General features: G+C 70.1%; 15 protein-coding genes. 4 read left to right on the forward strand and 11 right to left on the reverse strand.

Features of this window, described 5'->3' with window-relative positions; genetic code table 11:
- Positions 1-865, reverse strand: an 865-nt coding sequence (locus D7W79_RS25620; protein WP_147442047.1) for a nucleotidyltransferase family protein, incomplete at its 3' end; no start/stop codon positions are given.
- Between the two features lie 4 nt (positions 866-869).
- Positions 870-1,910: an aminoglycoside phosphotransferase family protein gene (locus D7W79_RS25625; RefSeq protein ID WP_120528020.1), complete on the reverse strand. Its 1,041-nt coding sequence runs from the start codon at positions 1,908-1,910 to the stop codon at positions 870-872.
- Between the two features lie 307 nt (positions 1,911-2,217).
- On the opposite strand from D7W79_RS25625, the gene D7W79_RS25630 reads away from it, so the two are divergent.
- The gene (locus D7W79_RS25630) at positions 2,218-3,585 is read left to right on the forward strand and encodes a pyridoxal-phosphate dependent enzyme (RefSeq protein ID WP_120528021.1); all 1,368 of its coding nucleotides are present in this window, start codon (positions 2,218-2,220) and stop codon (positions 3,583-3,585) included.
- Between the two features lie 90 nt (positions 3,586-3,675).
- Here D7W79_RS25630 and D7W79_RS25635 read toward each other — a convergent pair whose 3' ends face one another.
- The 7 genes from D7W79_RS25635 to D7W79_RS25665 form a co-directional block, all read right to left on the reverse strand.
- On the reverse strand, positions 3,676-4,077 hold the full coding sequence (locus tag D7W79_RS25635; RefSeq protein WP_120528022.1) for a hypothetical protein: 402 nt from the start codon (positions 4,075-4,077) through the stop codon (positions 3,676-3,678).
- A gap of 3 nt (positions 4,078-4,080) precedes the next feature.
- Entirely contained in the window at positions 4,081-4,479 is a 399-nt protein-coding gene (locus D7W79_RS25640) for a hypothetical protein (RefSeq protein WP_120528023.1), read from the reverse strand.
- A 151-nt stretch (positions 4,480-4,630) separates the two neighbouring features.
- Positions 4,631-5,089 (reverse strand): hypothetical protein, encoded by a 459-nt coding sequence (locus D7W79_RS25645; protein ID WP_120528024.1) that lies wholly within the window; start codon positions 5,087-5,089, stop codon positions 4,631-4,633.
- A 66-nt stretch (positions 5,090-5,155) separates the two neighbouring features.
- Positions 5,156-5,605 (reverse strand): MaoC family dehydratase, encoded by a 450-nt coding sequence (locus D7W79_RS25650; RefSeq protein ID WP_120528025.1) that lies wholly within the window; start codon positions 5,603-5,605, stop codon positions 5,156-5,158.
- Between the two features lie 74 nt (positions 5,606-5,679).
- Entirely contained in the window at positions 5,680-7,530 is a 1,851-nt protein-coding gene (locus tag D7W79_RS25655) for a discoidin domain-containing protein (protein ID WP_120528026.1), read from the reverse strand.
- A gap of 178 nt (positions 7,531-7,708) precedes the next feature.
- Positions 7,709-8,854 (reverse strand): cystathionine gamma-synthase, encoded by a 1,146-nt coding sequence (locus D7W79_RS25660; RefSeq protein WP_120528027.1) that lies wholly within the window; start codon positions 8,852-8,854, stop codon positions 7,709-7,711.
- Between the two features lie 50 nt (positions 8,855-8,904).
- Positions 8,905-9,666 carry a crotonase/enoyl-CoA hydratase family protein gene (locus D7W79_RS25665; RefSeq protein ID WP_120528028.1) on the reverse strand — a complete coding sequence of 254 codons (762 nt, stop codon included), beginning with the start codon at positions 9,664-9,666 and terminating at the stop codon, positions 8,905-8,907.
- Positions 9,667-9,752: 86 nt separating this feature from the next.
- Here D7W79_RS25665 and D7W79_RS25670 point away from each other — a divergent pair, with 86 nt between their 5' ends.
- The gene (locus D7W79_RS25670) at positions 9,753-10,739 is read left to right on the forward strand and encodes a class I SAM-dependent methyltransferase (protein ID WP_120528029.1); all 987 of its coding nucleotides are present in this window, start codon (positions 9,753-9,755) and stop codon (positions 10,737-10,739) included.
- A gap of 17 nt (positions 10,740-10,756) precedes the next feature.
- Here the strand turns inward: D7W79_RS25670 and D7W79_RS25675 are convergent, their stop codons facing one another.
- Positions 10,757-11,944 (reverse strand): DUF7107 domain-containing protein, encoded by a 1,188-nt coding sequence (locus D7W79_RS25675; protein WP_120528030.1) that lies wholly within the window; start codon positions 11,942-11,944, stop codon positions 10,757-10,759.
- A 236-nt stretch (positions 11,945-12,180) separates the two neighbouring features.
- Here D7W79_RS25675 and D7W79_RS25680 point away from each other — a divergent pair, with 236 nt between their 5' ends.
- Together D7W79_RS25680 and D7W79_RS25685 are read left to right on the forward strand one after the other, a co-directional pair.
- Entirely contained in the window at positions 12,181-12,849 is a 669-nt protein-coding gene (locus D7W79_RS25680) for an RNA polymerase sigma factor (RefSeq protein ID WP_120528031.1), read from the forward strand.
- Positions 12,836-14,800 (forward strand): FecR domain-containing protein, encoded by a 1,965-nt coding sequence (locus D7W79_RS25685; RefSeq protein WP_120528032.1) that lies wholly within the window; start codon positions 12,836-12,838, stop codon positions 14,798-14,800. The genes D7W79_RS25680 and D7W79_RS25685 overlap by 14 nt, the downstream gene beginning before the upstream one ends.
- On the opposite strand, the gene D7W79_RS25690 is transcribed toward D7W79_RS25685, so the two are convergent.
- Entirely contained in the window at positions 14,772-15,338 is a 567-nt protein-coding gene (locus D7W79_RS25690; RefSeq protein ID WP_120528033.1) for an FxsA family protein, read from the reverse strand. The two genes, D7W79_RS25685 and D7W79_RS25690, sit on opposite strands and share 29 nt — an antisense overlap.
- Positions 15,339-15,455: the final 117 nt, after the last annotated feature.

Genomic DNA, 15,455 nt, shown 5'->3' on the forward strand with positions numbered 1-15,455 from the left:
CGGTGGCACCCGCGTCCACCACGCTGCCCGCGCCCACGTACACGGGCCCGCGCACCGTGCCCGCCACGCGGGCCTCCGGGTGCACCCACGCTCCGTCCGTCACGGCCTTCAGCCCCGCGAGCGGTGAGTCCTTCCCCAGCGCCTGCAACGGCACGCGCCCTTCGAGCACGTCCCGCACCGTGGCCAGGTAGCGCGACGGCATGCCCAGGTCGGACCAGTACGCGTCCACCGCGTGCCCACGCACCTGGAGCCCCGCCTGCATCACCCGCACGTAGACCTCGCGGTTGATGTCCTCGGGGCCTTCCGCGGTCATGAAGTCGAACACGCTGGGGGACATCACGTGCACGCCGGTGAAGTGCCACGGCTTCAGGCCCTCACCGCCCGGCCCGTACCCCGCGATGCGGCGCACCTGCCCGCCCGCGTCCGCCTCCACCGCCGCGTACTTCTCCCCTTCCGGCATGGGCAGCAGCACCATCGTCGCCACCGCGCCGGAGGCCCGGTGCGCCGCGACCACGGGCTTGAGGTCCACCGGGAAGAGGATGTCCCCGTTGAACACGAGGAAGTCCTCGCCGGAGAGGAAGTCGCGCAGGCCGCGAATGCCGCCGCCCGTGCCCTGGATGACGGGCTCGTGCACGACGTGCAGGGGCAGCCCCGCGCGCTCGCACTCCGCGCGGGCCACCGCCGCCATCGTGTCCGGCAGGTGGTGCGTGTTGATGCCCACCGCCGTCACGCCCGCGGCCTTCAACACCGCCAGGTGATACCGGAGCAGCGGCTGCCCGAGGAACGGCATGGCCGGCTTGGGCCAGCGCTCGGTGAGCGGGCGCAGGCGCGTGCCCAGGCCCGCGCAGAGGACCATCGCCTTCATGGCTTCAGGCCGCCAGCTCGGGCACGTACTTCGCCACCAGCTTCTGCAGCCCCGCCAGCTCCGGCCGGCGCGCGAACGCGGCCTTCACGTAGCGCAGCGACGCGGGGATGGAGACGAGGAAGCCCGGGTTGCCCTTCACGCGGTTGATGAACTCGAAGCGGCCCGCGTCCTTCAGCTTGCGCTGGATGGTGAGCAGGTCGAAGAACGCCTTGAACTCCTTCGCGTCGATCTTCTCCCCGCTCTCCTTCTCGAACGTGGCGATGTAGCGGTCCAGCATCGTGTCCACGAAGTCGCGGTCCAGCTCCACGTAGCTGTCACGCAGCAGCGCCACCAGGTCGTACTGGCGAGGGCCCTGGAGCGCGTCCTGGAAGTCGATGACCACCAGCTCGCCCTCCTTCACCATGATGTTGCGGCTCTGGTAGTCGCGGTGCGTGAAGCCGCGCGGCGCGGCGGCCAACTGCTTCGCGATGTCCCGGAACGTGGCGTCCAGCTGCGCGCGCTCCGCGTCCGTGGGCAGCTTTCCGCTCCAGGCCTCCAGGCCCCACTCGCGGAAGTGGTGCAGCTCCCAGTCGTAGAGGTCCTCGTCGAAGGCGCGCGTGAAGGCGAGGCACTCCGGGTCGCGCTGCTTCTCCGCCTGCACGCGCAGCTTCGCCAGCAGGTCCACCGCGCGCGTGTAGAGCGCCTGGTTGTGGCGGCCGCCTTCGAGCGCGGACTCGAAGGTGATGTCGCTCAGGTCCTCCAGCACCATGATGCCGGCGGGCTCGTCGTAGCGGAGGATGCGCGGCACCCGCACGCCCAGCTTCTCCAGGTAGCGGTGCACGTTGATGAAGGGCAGCTCCTTGGGGGGCTCGCCCTTCGTGGCCTCTTCGCTCTTCTTCGTCGCGTCCGGCGGCATCACCATCAGCACCCAGCTGTCCGGGGCGGTGCCGACGCGGTAGTAGGAGCGGTTGCTCGCGTCGCCCTTCAACTTCTTGATGGGGGCATCGGGGACGGGACGGCCAATGGCCTGTCCCACCTGGTCGCGAAGGGCGGCCTCAAGTTCCATGGGGGGCGGGTGCTCCAGAGGGGGAAAGGAACGACGCCCGCGAGTATCGGAGGCACGGCGCGGCGGGTCAAAGCCCGCGTGGGCCACGTACCCGCCGGACGCCTGCCCTGTCGCCTACGCGACGAGGCGCCCCAAGGCCCCACGGCTCCGAGGCCAGGGGGACGGGCCCTGGAGGGGGCAAGAGGAAACGCCCACCCGTTCGCGGCATCCTGCGTCAGGAAGGGCCGCGCCTCCGGGCATGTTCCCCCTGACGGGGCGGAGCACGTATAAGGCCCCGACCCCCCCATTTTCCGGGAAGCCACGCACGATGGACATCCAACAGAACATCCTCACCGCCATTGGCCACACGCCGCTGGTGAAGCTCAACAAGCTCGTCGGTCCGAACGACGCCACCGTGCTCGTGAAGTGCGAGTTCATGAACCCCGGCGCGTCCATCAAGGACCGCATGGCGCTCTACATCATCGAAAAGGCCGAGCGGGAGGGGCGGCTCAAGCCCGGCGGCACCATCGTGGAGAACACGTCCGGCAACACCGGCATGGGCGTGGCGCTGGCCGCGGCGGTGAAGGGCTACAAGTGCATCTTCACCATGCCGGACAAGATGTCCCTGGAGAAGATCAACCGCCTGAAGGCCATGGGCGCCCAGGTCGTCGTCACGCCGACGAACGTTCCGGCGGAGGACCCTCGCAGCTACTACGAGACGTCCAAGCGGCTGGCCAAGGAGACGCCCGGCGCCTTCATGCTGAACCAGTACCACAACCCGGACAACATCGAGGCCCACTACCACACGACGGGTCCGGAGATCTTCCAGCAGACCGAGGGGAAGTTCGACTACTTCGTGTCCGGCCTGGGCACCGGCGGCACCATGAGCGGCGCCGGCAAGTACCTCAAGGAGAAGATCCCCGGCCTGAAGAACATCGGCGTGGATCCGGAGGGCTCCGTCTACGAGGGCTACTTCAAGACGGGCAAGCTCACCGAGCCGCACGTCTACAAGGTCGAGGGCATCGGCGAGGACATGCTCTGCGGCGCCATGGACTTCAAGGTCGTGGACGACGTGCGCCAGGTGGATGACCGCATGTGCTTCAACGCCGCGCGCCGGCTCGCGCGCGAGGAAGGCATCTTCGCGGGCGGCTCGTCCGGCGCGGCGGTGCACGTGGCGGTGCAGCTGGCCAAGGAAGTCGGCAAGGGGAAGACCATCGTGGTCGTCCTGCCGGACTCCGGCAGCAGCTACATCAGCAAGTTCCACTCCGACGAGTGGATGCGCGACAACGGCTTCATGCAGGAGAAGGGCGCCGGCACCGTGCGCGACATCATCGGCGCGAAGCCCCGCGACCTGAAGACGGCCAAGCGCGGTGACCGCGTGGACCGCGTGGTGGAGACGATGCGCAGCCACGGCATCAGCCAGATGCCGGTGGTGTCCGACGACGGGCGCGCCGTGGGCATGGTGCACGAGTACGACCTGCTCAACGCCCTGGTGGCCAACAAGGTGAAGTTCCAGGACGCCATCGACCCCATCGTCGCCCCGCTCCAGGGCGCGGTGTCCGCCGAGGCCAGCATCGACCGGCTGCGTGAAATCTTCGCGCGCGACAACGTGGCCGTCGTGAAGGACGGCGAGACGGTCATCGCCATCGTCACGAAGATCGACCTCATCGACCACCTGCACCGCACCGCCGCCTAAGCAGCGGCTGGACGCTGGAAACACCGCGGGCCCGGAAGGAGGAGCGAATCCTCCCTTCGGGCCCGTCGTGCTTCAGCGGTGCGATGTCTTCTAGAGCCCTGCGGGGTCCGGCTTCGTCAGGTCCAGGGCCACCATGTGGAAGCCCGGCCCCACGTGGATGAAGCCGAAGCGCTCCGCGCGGTTCTTGATGGCGTCCAGCTGCGAATAGCCCAGGAGCAGCTTGAAGCCCTGGCGCCGGGCCTCGTCGCGGACGGCGGCGACGATGGCATTCACGGCTTCGTTGCGGTCCTCCTTGGACAGCCCGGGCGCGGCGATGATGCCTTCAATCAGCGCCACCGAGCTGTCCGTGCGGTACAGGAAGCCCGCCGCCTTGCCCGGCACCACGAACCCGTACTCCGGCAGGGCATCCGGGGTCATCGTCTCTTCCCATGGCTTGCGCCACAGGTTGAGCAGCTCGTGGTGGACCTTGGGGTCGAAGCGGACGGGCTTCATGGACTAGGAGAGGAACGTCGACATCTTCTGGGCGGCGAGCTCCGTCGCGTTGCTCATGCCCAGGTTGGTGAGCGGGTTGCTCTTGGTGGACTTGAACAGGTCGCCGATGATGTCGGTGACCTTGCTCTTGCCCTTGGCCAGGTTCAGCGCGCCGGACAGCAGGCTGTTGCCGCCCGCGCCGTCCATCAGGCCGGAGTTGGCGAAGGTACTGAGCGCGTTCTTGAACACGCCGCCGCCCGGGATGAGGTCGGTGGCCGCGCCCAGCAGCGACTGGATGGGGTTCTTGCCCTGCATCAGGCCGCTGGCGAAGCCCATCGCCGCGCCGAGGAGCGGGTTCACCATCGTCACGAACGGCTTGACGATGTCCATCACCTTGCCGAGAGCCTTGCCGATGCCACCCATGGTCTGATCCTTTTCGTGGAGAGCCGCGCGGGCCCTCGAAGTGAGACTGACAGAGGGATTCTCGGCAGGACGTCCCAGAAGTTTCCGGTTCCCGGATTATCCGGCCCGCCGCCGGAAAAGCCCCGGGGTTCCGGGGCTTTAGCGGGAGGGCTCAGCCCCGGATGGGGCCCTTTTTCGCTTCGGCCGGATCCACGGCGGCGCCCGGCTTGGGGGCCACGGCCTGGCTGCCCTTGTTGGCGGCGCCCAGCGCGGCGCCGTAGCGCTGCTCGTGGCTCTTGTCGCTGCTGAAGCCGTCGCGCTGCTGGGCGGGGCTGATGGCGATCTCCCCGTCGATGATCTTCTGCAGGTGGGTGCCGATCTCCTCCACCGTCGCGATCTTCGGGTCGCGCGCCTTCAGCTCCTCGTCCGGGATGATCTCCAGCTGGGGCGGCTTGTCCGGGTGGATGGCGTAGTCGAGGATCTTCTCCACGTACTGCGCGACCGGAATCTTGAGCAACTCCGCCTGCTGCTTCACGTCCGCGTCGGCCAGCAGCTCCGCGCGCACCACTTCCACGGGACGCTTCAGCCGGCTGGGCGCCGGGGGAGGGACCACCTCGTTGGGATTGGACATGGGCTTCTCCTTTGGGCGTATTGCTAACCCAGGTCAGCCCCGGAACTCAAAGTGTGAGGCGTTTCGCTAGGGCGCCGGGGGACGGCGGGCGAAGAGGGCATTGGCCACCTCCGTCATCACGACCTCGCCGTGCTGGTTCACGACCTCCAGGCCCAGCTTCAGCGCGCCGCGGTCCGGCTTGCTCGTGGAGGGCTTCGCCTCCAGCGTCGTGATGCGCACGAGGAGCGTGTCGCCCGGGCGCACCGGCTTCTTCCAGCGCAGCTCGTCCAGGCCCGGGGAGCCCATGCCGGCGGCCTTGCCCAGCAGGCCCTCCACCATGAGCTTGTGGCAGATGGCGGCGGTGTGCCAGCCGCTGGCGATGATGCCGCCGTAGATGCTCTGGGCGGCGGCCTCTTCGTCGATGTGGAAGGGCTGGGGGTCGAACTGGCGCGCGAACGCGAGAATCTCCTCGCGCGTCACCACGTACGGCCCCCGCTCCATGACCTCGCCGATGGGGAAGTCCTCGAAGTAGCGCATGGTGTCCCTTCTGGTGGTGCCGGGCCCGCCGGCGGTTCATTCCGCCCTTCCCTACCCTCCGGCGGGCCTCGCGGCTACTGCGGAAGCGGCTCTTCGGGGTCGGCCACGGATTCCGGCGTGTCCGCCGGCGGCACGGGGCCGCGCTGCCTCGGCTCGGCGCGGTCGTCCGTGGGTCCCGGCGGCGTGTCCTGCGCCTCCTCCGCGGCGGCCTCGTCCGCTTCCAGGGCACTGGCCTGGACGCGGGTGGCGGACTTCAGCAGCGTCTTCTTGAGGACGAGCGTGTCGCGCACGGTGTTGCTGGAGGTGATCAACCGCGCCGTGAGCGTGCCGCCGTCCACCACCACGTCCAGGAAGCCATAGGCCTGATTGTCACGCAGCGCGGTCCACGCGGGCTGGCTGGTGGCGAAGGGACGCAGCGTGGCGCCGCCGCTGCCCACGACGAGGTACGGGATGCCGCGCTGGGTGCTGGAGGCCACGTTGTCGCCGAACATGGGCTTGCTGCGCTCGTAGTCGTGGTCGTGGCCGGTGAGGACCAGGTCCACGCCGTACTTCTCGAACAGGGGGCCGAACTGCCGGCGCATGGTGAGCTGCGAGCCGTGCTCACCGCTGGACCAGGACGGATGGTGGAAGAAGGCCACCGTCCACGGGCGCGTGTTCGCGGCCAGGTCCGCCTCCGCCCAGGCCTTCTGCGCCGCGAGCGTGCAGCGGTCCGCGGACGCCAGGCCCACCGCGCAGTTGGAGTCCAGGGAGAGGAAGTGCACCGGGCCCCAGTCGAAGGAGTAGTAGCGCTCGGAGCCCAGCGGGTTGTTGGCCGGCAGGTACATGTTGTCCAGGTAGGGCTGCGCCTGGTTCGTCACGTACTCGTGGTTGCCGGGCGTGGCGAACATGGGCACCTCACGCAGGAGGCCGGCCATGGGCGTGAAGAGGTGCTCCTGGAACTCCGCGTCCGTGCCGTCCGGGTAGGCGTTGTCGCCCAGCGCCAGGAGCAGCTCCGAGCGCCACGCGGGCGTGTTCATCACCGCCATCACCTTCGCCTGCATGCTGCCGCCGGTGCCGAAGTCGCCCATCGCGGTGAAGTGCGCCTTCGTGGCCGTGGACAGCGTGGACGTCTGGAAGCTGCGCAGGCCCGTCCTGCTGCCGCAGGCCTCCACCACGTAGCCGTAGGTGCGGCCCGCGGACAGGCCGGACAGCTTCACCGCGTGGCGCGTGCCCGTCACGCCCGCGCTGACGGAGGACGTGAGGCTGGTGCCCTCGCCGTAGCGCACCGTGGGGTTGCAGCTGCTGGCGGTGCGGAAGGCCACGATGGCGGACGTCTGCTTCACGCTCTGCAGGTACGGCAGGCGCGGCAGCACGGCGCCGGAGTCGCTGGTGGAAGGCGGCGCGGAGGCCGAGCACGCCCGCGCCTCCGCGATGGAGTTCCAGTCGTTCACCGTGTTGCCGTTGACGGTGACGCGCACGTAGCGCGCGCTGCGCGACGAGAACGTCACCGTCTGCGCGGCCGCGGTGAGCGCGCTGTCGCCCGCGTACGCCTGGGTGAAGGTGCTGCCGTCGGTGGACGTGGAGACGACGAAGTGGTTCTGGCGCTCGTTGCCCCGGTGCCACGCGACGGTGGTGCCCGTGAGCGTCTGCGCCGAGCCCAGGTCCAGCTGGAGCCAGACGCCCGTCCCCTGCGCGCTCCAGCGCGTGGCGAGGTCGTCGTCCTGCGTGTTGGCGGGGACGTTGCCGTCGTCGCCGCTGGCCGTCACCGCCTTCGTGACGAGCTGATTGCAGTTGGACGCGGAGAGGGAAGCCTCCTCGCCCTCCGCTGACGGGGTCGGCAGCGCGACGGGAGGGAAGTCGGAGTCGGTGGGAGCAGGCGGTGACTCGCAGCCACTCACGAGCCACGTGCCCAGGAGGCAGGTGGAGACAAGCAGTCGGTTACGCATCGCGGCGGAAACGTTGTGCACCAACCAACATTCCCCCTGCCCTGGAGGGCAGGTCGGCTGCTCGGAGCGGAGGCGGGCGTGAGGCGCGCGCGGGGTCTGGAAACGACACAGGGCCTCCACGCGCCCGGTGTGGGGAGCGTGAAGGCCCTGGGGTTTCAGTGGAGCGTGAGCGCCGGGACTACTTCACGCGCTCGAGCGCCTGCCCGAGGTCGTCGATGAGGTCCTGCGCGTCCTCGATGCCGACGGACAGGCGGATGAAGCCGTCCGCGATGCCCAGCTTCTCGCGCGTCTCCTTGGGGACGGAGGCGTGGGTCATGATGGCGGGGTGCTCGATGAGGGACTCGACGCCGCCCAGGGACTCGGCGCAGGCGAAGACCTTCACCGTCTTGAGGAAGGTGCGCGCCGCCTCCAGGCCGCCGTGGATGTCGAACGTCAGCATGCCGCCGAAGCCGGTCATCTGCTGCTTGGCGAGCGCGTACTGCGGATGCGTCTCCAGGCCCGGGTAGGTGACCTTCTTCACCTGCTTGTGCGTGGCCAGGTACTGGGCCACCTTCATCGCGTTCTGCGCGTGGCGGTCCATGCGCACGTGCAGCGTCTTCACGCCGCGCAGCACGAGGAAGCTGTCGAAGGCGCCGGACACGCCGCCCACCGCGTTCTGCAGGAAGTACATCCGCTCCGCGATGTCGTCGCGGCTGGTGCAGACGAAGCCGCCCACCACGTCGCTGTGGCCGTTGAGGTACTTCGTCGTGGAGTGCGCGACGACGTCGAAGCCCAGGGACAGCGGCTTCTGGAAGTACGGCGTCATGAACGTGTTGTCCGCGACGGACAGGATGCCGCGCTTCTTGGCGATCTCCGCGATGCGGCCCAGGTCGATGAGCTTGAGCATCGGGTTCGTCGGCGTCTCCACCCAGACCATCTTCGTCTTCGGGGTGATGGCCGCCTCGAAGTTCTCCGGCTTGGAGAGGTCCACGAAGGAGAAGCTCAGGCCGGAGCGCTTGAACACCTTGTCGAAGATGCGGAAGGTGCCGCCGTACACGTCGTCGGAGACGATGACGTGGTCACCGGCCTCCAGCATGTGCATCAGCATGTCCGTGCCGGCGAGGCCGGACGCGAACGCGGCGCCGTACTTCGCGCCCTCCAGCGCGGCCAGGCAGTCCTGCAGCGCCTTGCGCGTGGGGTTCTGCGTACGGCTGTACTCGTAGCCCTTGTGCTCCCCCGGCCCGTCCTGGACGTAGGTGGAGGTCAGGTACACGGGCGTCATGATGGCGCCGGTGGTGGGATCCGGCTCCTGGCCGGCGTGGATGGCGAGCGTGTCGAAGCGCATGGCTTCGCGAACTAACACAGTCCCACCGGCCGTGCAGCGCTCCCGGGGTCCTAGTCGAACTGGCCGTGCCGTCCCGCCCCCTTCGCGAACCGGGTGGCCCCGGGGATGGACTCCGTCTGGAGCACCTCCACCCCTCCCTGGAACTCCTGGCGCATCGCGTCTTCGAACGCCAGGTCGGCCTGGGCGTAGGCGGAAGCCCGGTCCGCGTTCATGCAGGCCTGGGGGAAGGCGGCGATTTGAGCGGCCAGCGCCTCCGCCGCGGCCCGGGCTTCCCCCTTCGGCACCACGCGGTTGACCAGGCCCATGCCCAGCGCCTCGGCGGCGGACACCGCACGGCCGGTGAGGATGAGGTCCAGCGCGCGTGACAGGCCAATCAGCCGGGGCAGGCGCACGGTGCCCCCGTCGATGAGGGGCACGCCCCAGCGCCGGCAGAAGACGCCCAGCACCGCGTCCTCCTCCGCCACGCGCAGGTCGCACCACAAGGCCAGCTCCAGGCCGCCCGCCACCGCGTGGCCACTGATGGCGGCGACCACGGGCTTGGACAGCCGCAGGCGCGAAGGCCCCATGGGCCCATCCCCTTCCGGCTCCAGGCGAAGGAGCCGCCCTTCGGACACGGCCTTCAGGTCCGCGCCCGCGCAGAAGGTGCCTGCGTCGCCGTACAGGACGCCCACGCGCGCGTCGGGGTCCGCGTCGAAGGCTCGGAAGGCGTCCGCCAGCGCCTGGGCCGAGCCAGCGTCCACCGCGTTGCGGACCTCCGGCCGGTGGAGGATGACGGTGGTAATGGGGCCGTTCTTCTCGACGCGCACGCTCATGGACTGTGTTTTCCCCCGCCCCGCCGCCGGCCTGCAATAAGAGGGGCGGCGCGCGGGTACGCGAGAAGAGGAAGGACCGAAGGGGCATGGCGGACGAAGGCAAGCAGGACACGCAGGGCGCGGGCATGTTCGAGAACCGCCTGCGCAAGAACGCGAAGCGCCTGCGCAAGTGGGCCCGCGCGCAGGGGCTCACCGCCTTCCGCGTCTACGACCGGGACATCCCCGAGTACTCCTACGCGGTGGACCTCTACGGCGACCACGCCCACGTCGTGGAGTTCCCCCGCCGCAAGGCCCACGCGAAGGGCGCGAACGCGGACGCCGACCGCGCGGAGGTGCTCGCCGCCGTCACCGCGGTGCTGGGCGTGCCGCCCGAGCGCACGTCCGTGAAGACGCACACGCCCCAGCCCTGGGGCCGCTCGCAGTACGGCCGCGTGGGTGAGGGCAGCGAGCGGCTGGTGGTGGAGGAGCAGGGCCTCAAGTTCTGGGTGAACCTGGGCGACTACCTGGACACCGGCCTCTTCATGGACCACCGCAACACCCGCGCGCGCGTGCGCAGCGAGGCCAAGGGCAAGCACTTCCTCAACCTCTTCGCGTACACCGGCGCGTTCACCGTGTACGCGGCGGCGGGCGGCGCGGCGGGCAGCGTGAGCGTTGACCTGTCCAACACATACCTGGACTGGGCGGAGGACAACCTGGTCCTCAACGGCCTGGCGGACCCTCGCCACGTGCTCATCCGCGCGGACGCGAAGGCGTGGCTGGAGGACCAGGCGAAGCACGGCGAGGAGCAGTACGAGCTCATCGTCTGCGACCCGCCGTCGTTCTCCACGTCGAAGAAGATGTCGGGGACGTTCGACGTGCAGCGCGACCACGTGCGGATGCTGGAACACCTCCGGGCGCTCATGGCTCCCGGAGGCGTCCTCTACTTCTCCACCAACTTCCTGGGCTTCGAGCTGAAGGACACCGCGACCCGGGGCATGGCGCAGGTGGAGGAGCTCACCCCCCGCTCCATCCCCGAGGACTTCCACCGCAAGGAGATCCACCGCTGCTGGCGCATGGTGGCCCCCTCGCGGTGAGCGTCATCCGCTGACGGCTACAGCCAGCAGACGTTGTCCTGGCAGCGCTCGCCGGACGGGCACTCGCAGTTGGCCTGGCAGACCTTGCCGGAGCCGTGGTTCACCGGCTTGCACTGGCCGCTGGAGCACATCTGGCCCGCCGGGCACTCGCAGTTGGCGCGGCACACGGTGCCGGAGGTCCCCGCGTCCTGCGACGGCTGCGTCGGGGGCAGCTTGCACTTGCCGCTGGTGCAGACCTCACCGGACGGGCACTCGCAGTTCACCGTGCAGGACATGTTGCTGCCCGAGCCCGCGTCCGGCACGGGCGACTTGCAGTAGCCGCCGTTGCACACCTGGCCGGAGGGGCAGTCGCAGTTGGCGAGGCACGCCTGGCCCGGGTCCGGCTGCGGCGACTTGCACTGGCCGCTGGTGCAGACCTGGCCCGCGGGGCACTCGCAGTTGGCCTTGCACTGGCCGCTGGTCGGGATGGGCAGGCAGTAGCCCACCTCGCACTTGGTGTCCGCCGAGCACTCCGTCGTGGAGGAGCACGGCGCGCGGCACTGGCCGTTCACGCAGTCGCGGCCGGTGGGGCACTGGGCCTCCGTGGTGCAGGCGTTCGGGTCCGGCTGCTTCGTCTGGCACAGGCCCTGGAAGCACACGCCATTGGGGCCGCACTTGTCGTCGCTGTCGCACTCCTTCCGGCAGGTGCCGTTGATGCAGTAGCTGCCCGTGCCGCAGTCAGTATTGACCCGGCAGGTGGGGGCGGAGCCGCCGTCCGTGCCCGCGTCGGGCTTGGTGCCACCGTCCGGCCTGGTGCCGCCGTCCGTGCCCGCGTCGGGCTTGGTGCCGCCATCCGGCTTGGTGCCGCCGTCGGTGGTGCCGGTGCCGGAGGAGGTGCAGAAGTTGTCCTTGCAGCGGCCGCCCGCGCCACATTCCGAGTCGCGGTAGCACGACTGGGCGCACCAGCCGTTGATGCACATCTGCGTGCCGGGACACTCGCTGGAGTACACGCAGTTCTGGGTGTCGGAGCTCAGGTCCCAGCAGCTACCGGAGTGACAGTACTGGTTGGAGCCGCAGTCGGACGTGGAGGAGCAACCGTAGCTGGTGTCGTAGTCGTCGTCGGGCCAGTACCCGCCGCCGCTCGTCTCGAGGATGCAACCCGACAACAGGCCTAACAGCGCAAGGAACGGCACGTACAACATGCCGCGAAGCGTGGTGTTCCTCATGAGTGGGGGCTCCAAAGGAATGGGATGGGTCCGGACCGGCCACCGGGGGGGTCATCCGATTTCGAGAGCCTTCGACGCAAGTAGGGGCCGTATTGATCAAATAATTTTGATCTTTTTTCGTCTCTCCGGAGACCCAGGGGCACGGAGGCAGTGTGCTCGTCTGGACCACCGACACAGACTGGAGGGCGTTCCTGGAGAAAGGGGACGTCCGGCGTCGCCCTGAAGGAGAAGCCCTGGTGTTCAGCCGAGGAGCGCGCACGTGGGCGTCCGCGGCCCCGCCGGAGTCCGGCGTGGGCGCCGTGGGCGCGCGCGGGCCGGCGTCCTCCGACGAGGCCCACCTGCTTCTGCTGGTCCGCCGGGTCCAGGAGGGGGACCTCACCGCCTTCGAGCAGCTCTACGAGGCCACGAAGCTGGACGCGGCGCGCACGCTGCGCCACCTGGTGGGAAACCGCGTGGAGGTGGACGACCTGCTCCAGGAGACGTACCTGCGGCTGCTCACGGCGGTGAAGGGCTTCCGGGGCGAGTCACGCTTCAGGACGTTCCTCTACCGGGTGTGCGCCAACGTGGCGCTCAGCCATCTGCGGTGGAAGCGGCGCCGGCCGGAGGACCCGTTCGCGGACCCGCCGGAGGTGGAGGCGACGGGCGAGGACCCGGAGCGCGCCGCGGAGCGGCGTCAGGCGGCCCGGCTGGTGGAGGCGGCGCTGGAGAAGCTCAAGCCCAAGAAGCGAATCGTCTTCGTCTACCACGAGCTGTGCGGCATGAGCCCGGACGAGATTGCCCTCGCCGTGGGAAGCTCCGCCAACACCGTGCGCAGCCGCCTGCACCACGCGAGATTGGAGTTCACCGAGGCCATGCAGCGTCTGGTCGTCGCCCGGCCTGTGGGAGGTTCCCATGGCCGGCCATGAGACGCAGGCCCTGTGGGCGCTGGCCGCGGGGGAGCTGGATGCGGCCGCCCAGGCCCGCGTGGAGGCGCACGTGGCGGAGTGCGCCGCGTGCGCGGCGGAGTGGAAGCGCGTGGTGGAGGCCCGGGCGCTGCTGCACACGGCGCGCTCGGTGGAGCCCTCCGTGCGGTGGGAGGAGACCGGAGCTAGGCTGAAGGCCGAGGCGGCGAAGCGGATGGCCCGGCGCGAGCCGAGGTTCCTCTCGCCCTGGGCGATGACGCTCGCGGGGGCCTGTGCCGTCGCGCTGGTGCTGTGGCTGGGCGGTTCGCTCTGGAAGAAGGATGGGGCGCGGGCCCCGTCGGTCATCGCGACAGGCTCGGGCACCGAGCCCGCGCCGACCGGGGTGAATGCTGCCGGCCAACCTGGGGCCACGAATGAAGCCGTCGCGGACCGGCCGGAGCTGGCGCCTGGGAAGCAAGAAGCTGTCGCGGCCCGGCAGGAGGTGGCCTCCGAGAAGCAAGAGTCGGTCACGGCCCGGCCGGAGGTGGCTTCCGGAACGCATGAGGCGGTCGCGGCTGCGTCCACCACGGAAGCGGAGCGCGTGACCGGCGCGGTGCTGCGGGAGGCCTCCGGTTCGGAGCATGCGCTGGCGGCCGGGATGCGGCTGCGCTCGGGCATGGCGGTGCGGACGCCTCCGAAGGCTTCCGCGGTGCTGCGGCTTCCGGATGAGAGCCGGGTGCGGCTGTCGGCGGGCTCGGACGTGGTGTTCGCCCGCGCGGAGTCCAACGCCGTGCATCTGACCGTCCAGCAGGGACGGCTCTCCGTGAGTGCCTCGCATGCGAAGCGCGAGGCGTTCCTCGTGGAGTCCGCCGGCCTGCGCGTCTCCGTCGTGGGGACGGTCTTCTCCGTGGAGCGCACGGCGACCGGCGCCGCGGTGGCGGTCCTGGAAGGACGCGTGCGCGTGGACGCGGAGGGTCAGCCTCCACGCTTCGTGGACGCGGGTGAACGCGTGGAGCTCGCGGGCACGGGTGAAGCGATGAAGCCTCGCGCTCTCTCCGCCGGAGACCGGCAGGCGTTCCGCGACCTGCGAGCCGCCGCACCGGGCCCCGCGGTCGCGAGCGTCCTGCCCACGAAGAAGGCCCCATCACGCCCCACGGGCGACAGCACTCCGCGCCAGTCCGTTGCCACGGGTGCCAATCCCCTGGATGCGCCTGCTCCCGGCACCCCGCCCGTGGAGGACACCGCCGCACCGGCGCAGGCCGTCGCCAACGCGACGCCGGACTCCCCTGCCCCGGAAACGCCGCGCCAATCCGTTGCCACCGCCTCCAATCCCTTGGAGAGCACTCCGCCCCAGGCGCATGCGTCCAACACGGAGATTCCCCAGTCAGTGGCCGTGACTCCGAGCGAAGCCTCTCCGTCCGACGACTTCGTGCCCTACCCCGGCTCTCCGGCGGGCTCGCTCGCGTCCTCCGCGCCCCTGCCGACTCCCGGCGCCGTGCAGGCTCCGTCCATGGCCCCGGCCGCTCCCACGGAGCCGCGCAAGCGCAAGACGCTGGGTGCTCTCGTTCCGGGCGGACTCCTCTCGGACGACTCCGACGAGCGCTTCCTCGGCTACGCGAAGGTGCAGACCGCCTCCGCCACGTGCGGGCGCTTCCTCGTGGGACTCGGAGAGATCGCCGTCGCCAGCCCGCGCACGAGCCACCGGGAAGAGGCCCGCATCCTGCGTGGCCGCTGCTTCAACAAGCAGCACCAGCCGTCGGACGCGGAGGACGAGTTCCGCCAGTACCTCCGCGAGTTCCCCAACGGCCACTACGCCACCGAGGCCCGCATCGCCCTGGGCCTGTCCGCCGAGCCGGAGCCGGGCGCGCCCGCGAAGGCCCCCGCGCCCCTGCCCGTCCCGACGCCCGTCACACCTCGCTGGAACGGCTCGCCCCAGCGGGTGCCCGTCAGCCCCGGGGTTCCTCGTCGCTGGTGAACTCCGCGTCCACCTCGCCCCCTTCGCTCCGGGGGCGGCGGAAGGTCGCGGGGTCATCGGACGGCTCCGTCGTCGCGGGCGTCTCCTGCGAGTCGAAGCGCCGGGCGTCCAGGAACGGGTCCTCGCCCGGCATGCGCCCGACGCCCCCCATGTGCGTGAACCGCACGGCGCCCGACTGCAGCGTCTGCTCCAGCGAGCGCCGCACCCGCGCCGTCATCCAGCGGCGCACCGGCGGCACCATCAGCGCCAGCCCCATCACGTCCGAGATGAACCCCGGCGCGATGAGCAGCGCCCCGCCCACCAGAATCAGCACGCCGTTGAGCAGGCCCTCCTCGGGCACTCCGCCACCGGCCATGGCTTCACGCCAGTTGCGGAACACCCGCTCGCCCTGCTTCCGGGCGATGAGGCTCCCCAGCACGGCGGAGCCGGCCAGCAGCCCGAGCGTGGACGCCAGGCCGATGTGGTGCCCCAGCGTGATCAGCAGGTAGAGCTCCGCCAGGGGCAACAGGATGCAAGCGATGACGAGGACCTTGAGCACGCCAGCACGTTAACGCCAGATTCACTCCCGCGCTCATTGCCAGCCGGACAACCCGTGTTCCCGACATTGAGCGCCTGCCAGGGTCCCGGCCGCCCCCATGGGGTGGCCCCCCTGTCT

Source organism: Corallococcus exercitus, assembly GCF_003611585.1.
In the GTDB taxonomy this organism is placed as follows: Bacteria; Myxococcota; Myxococcia; order Myxococcales; family Myxococcaceae; genus Corallococcus; species Corallococcus exercitus.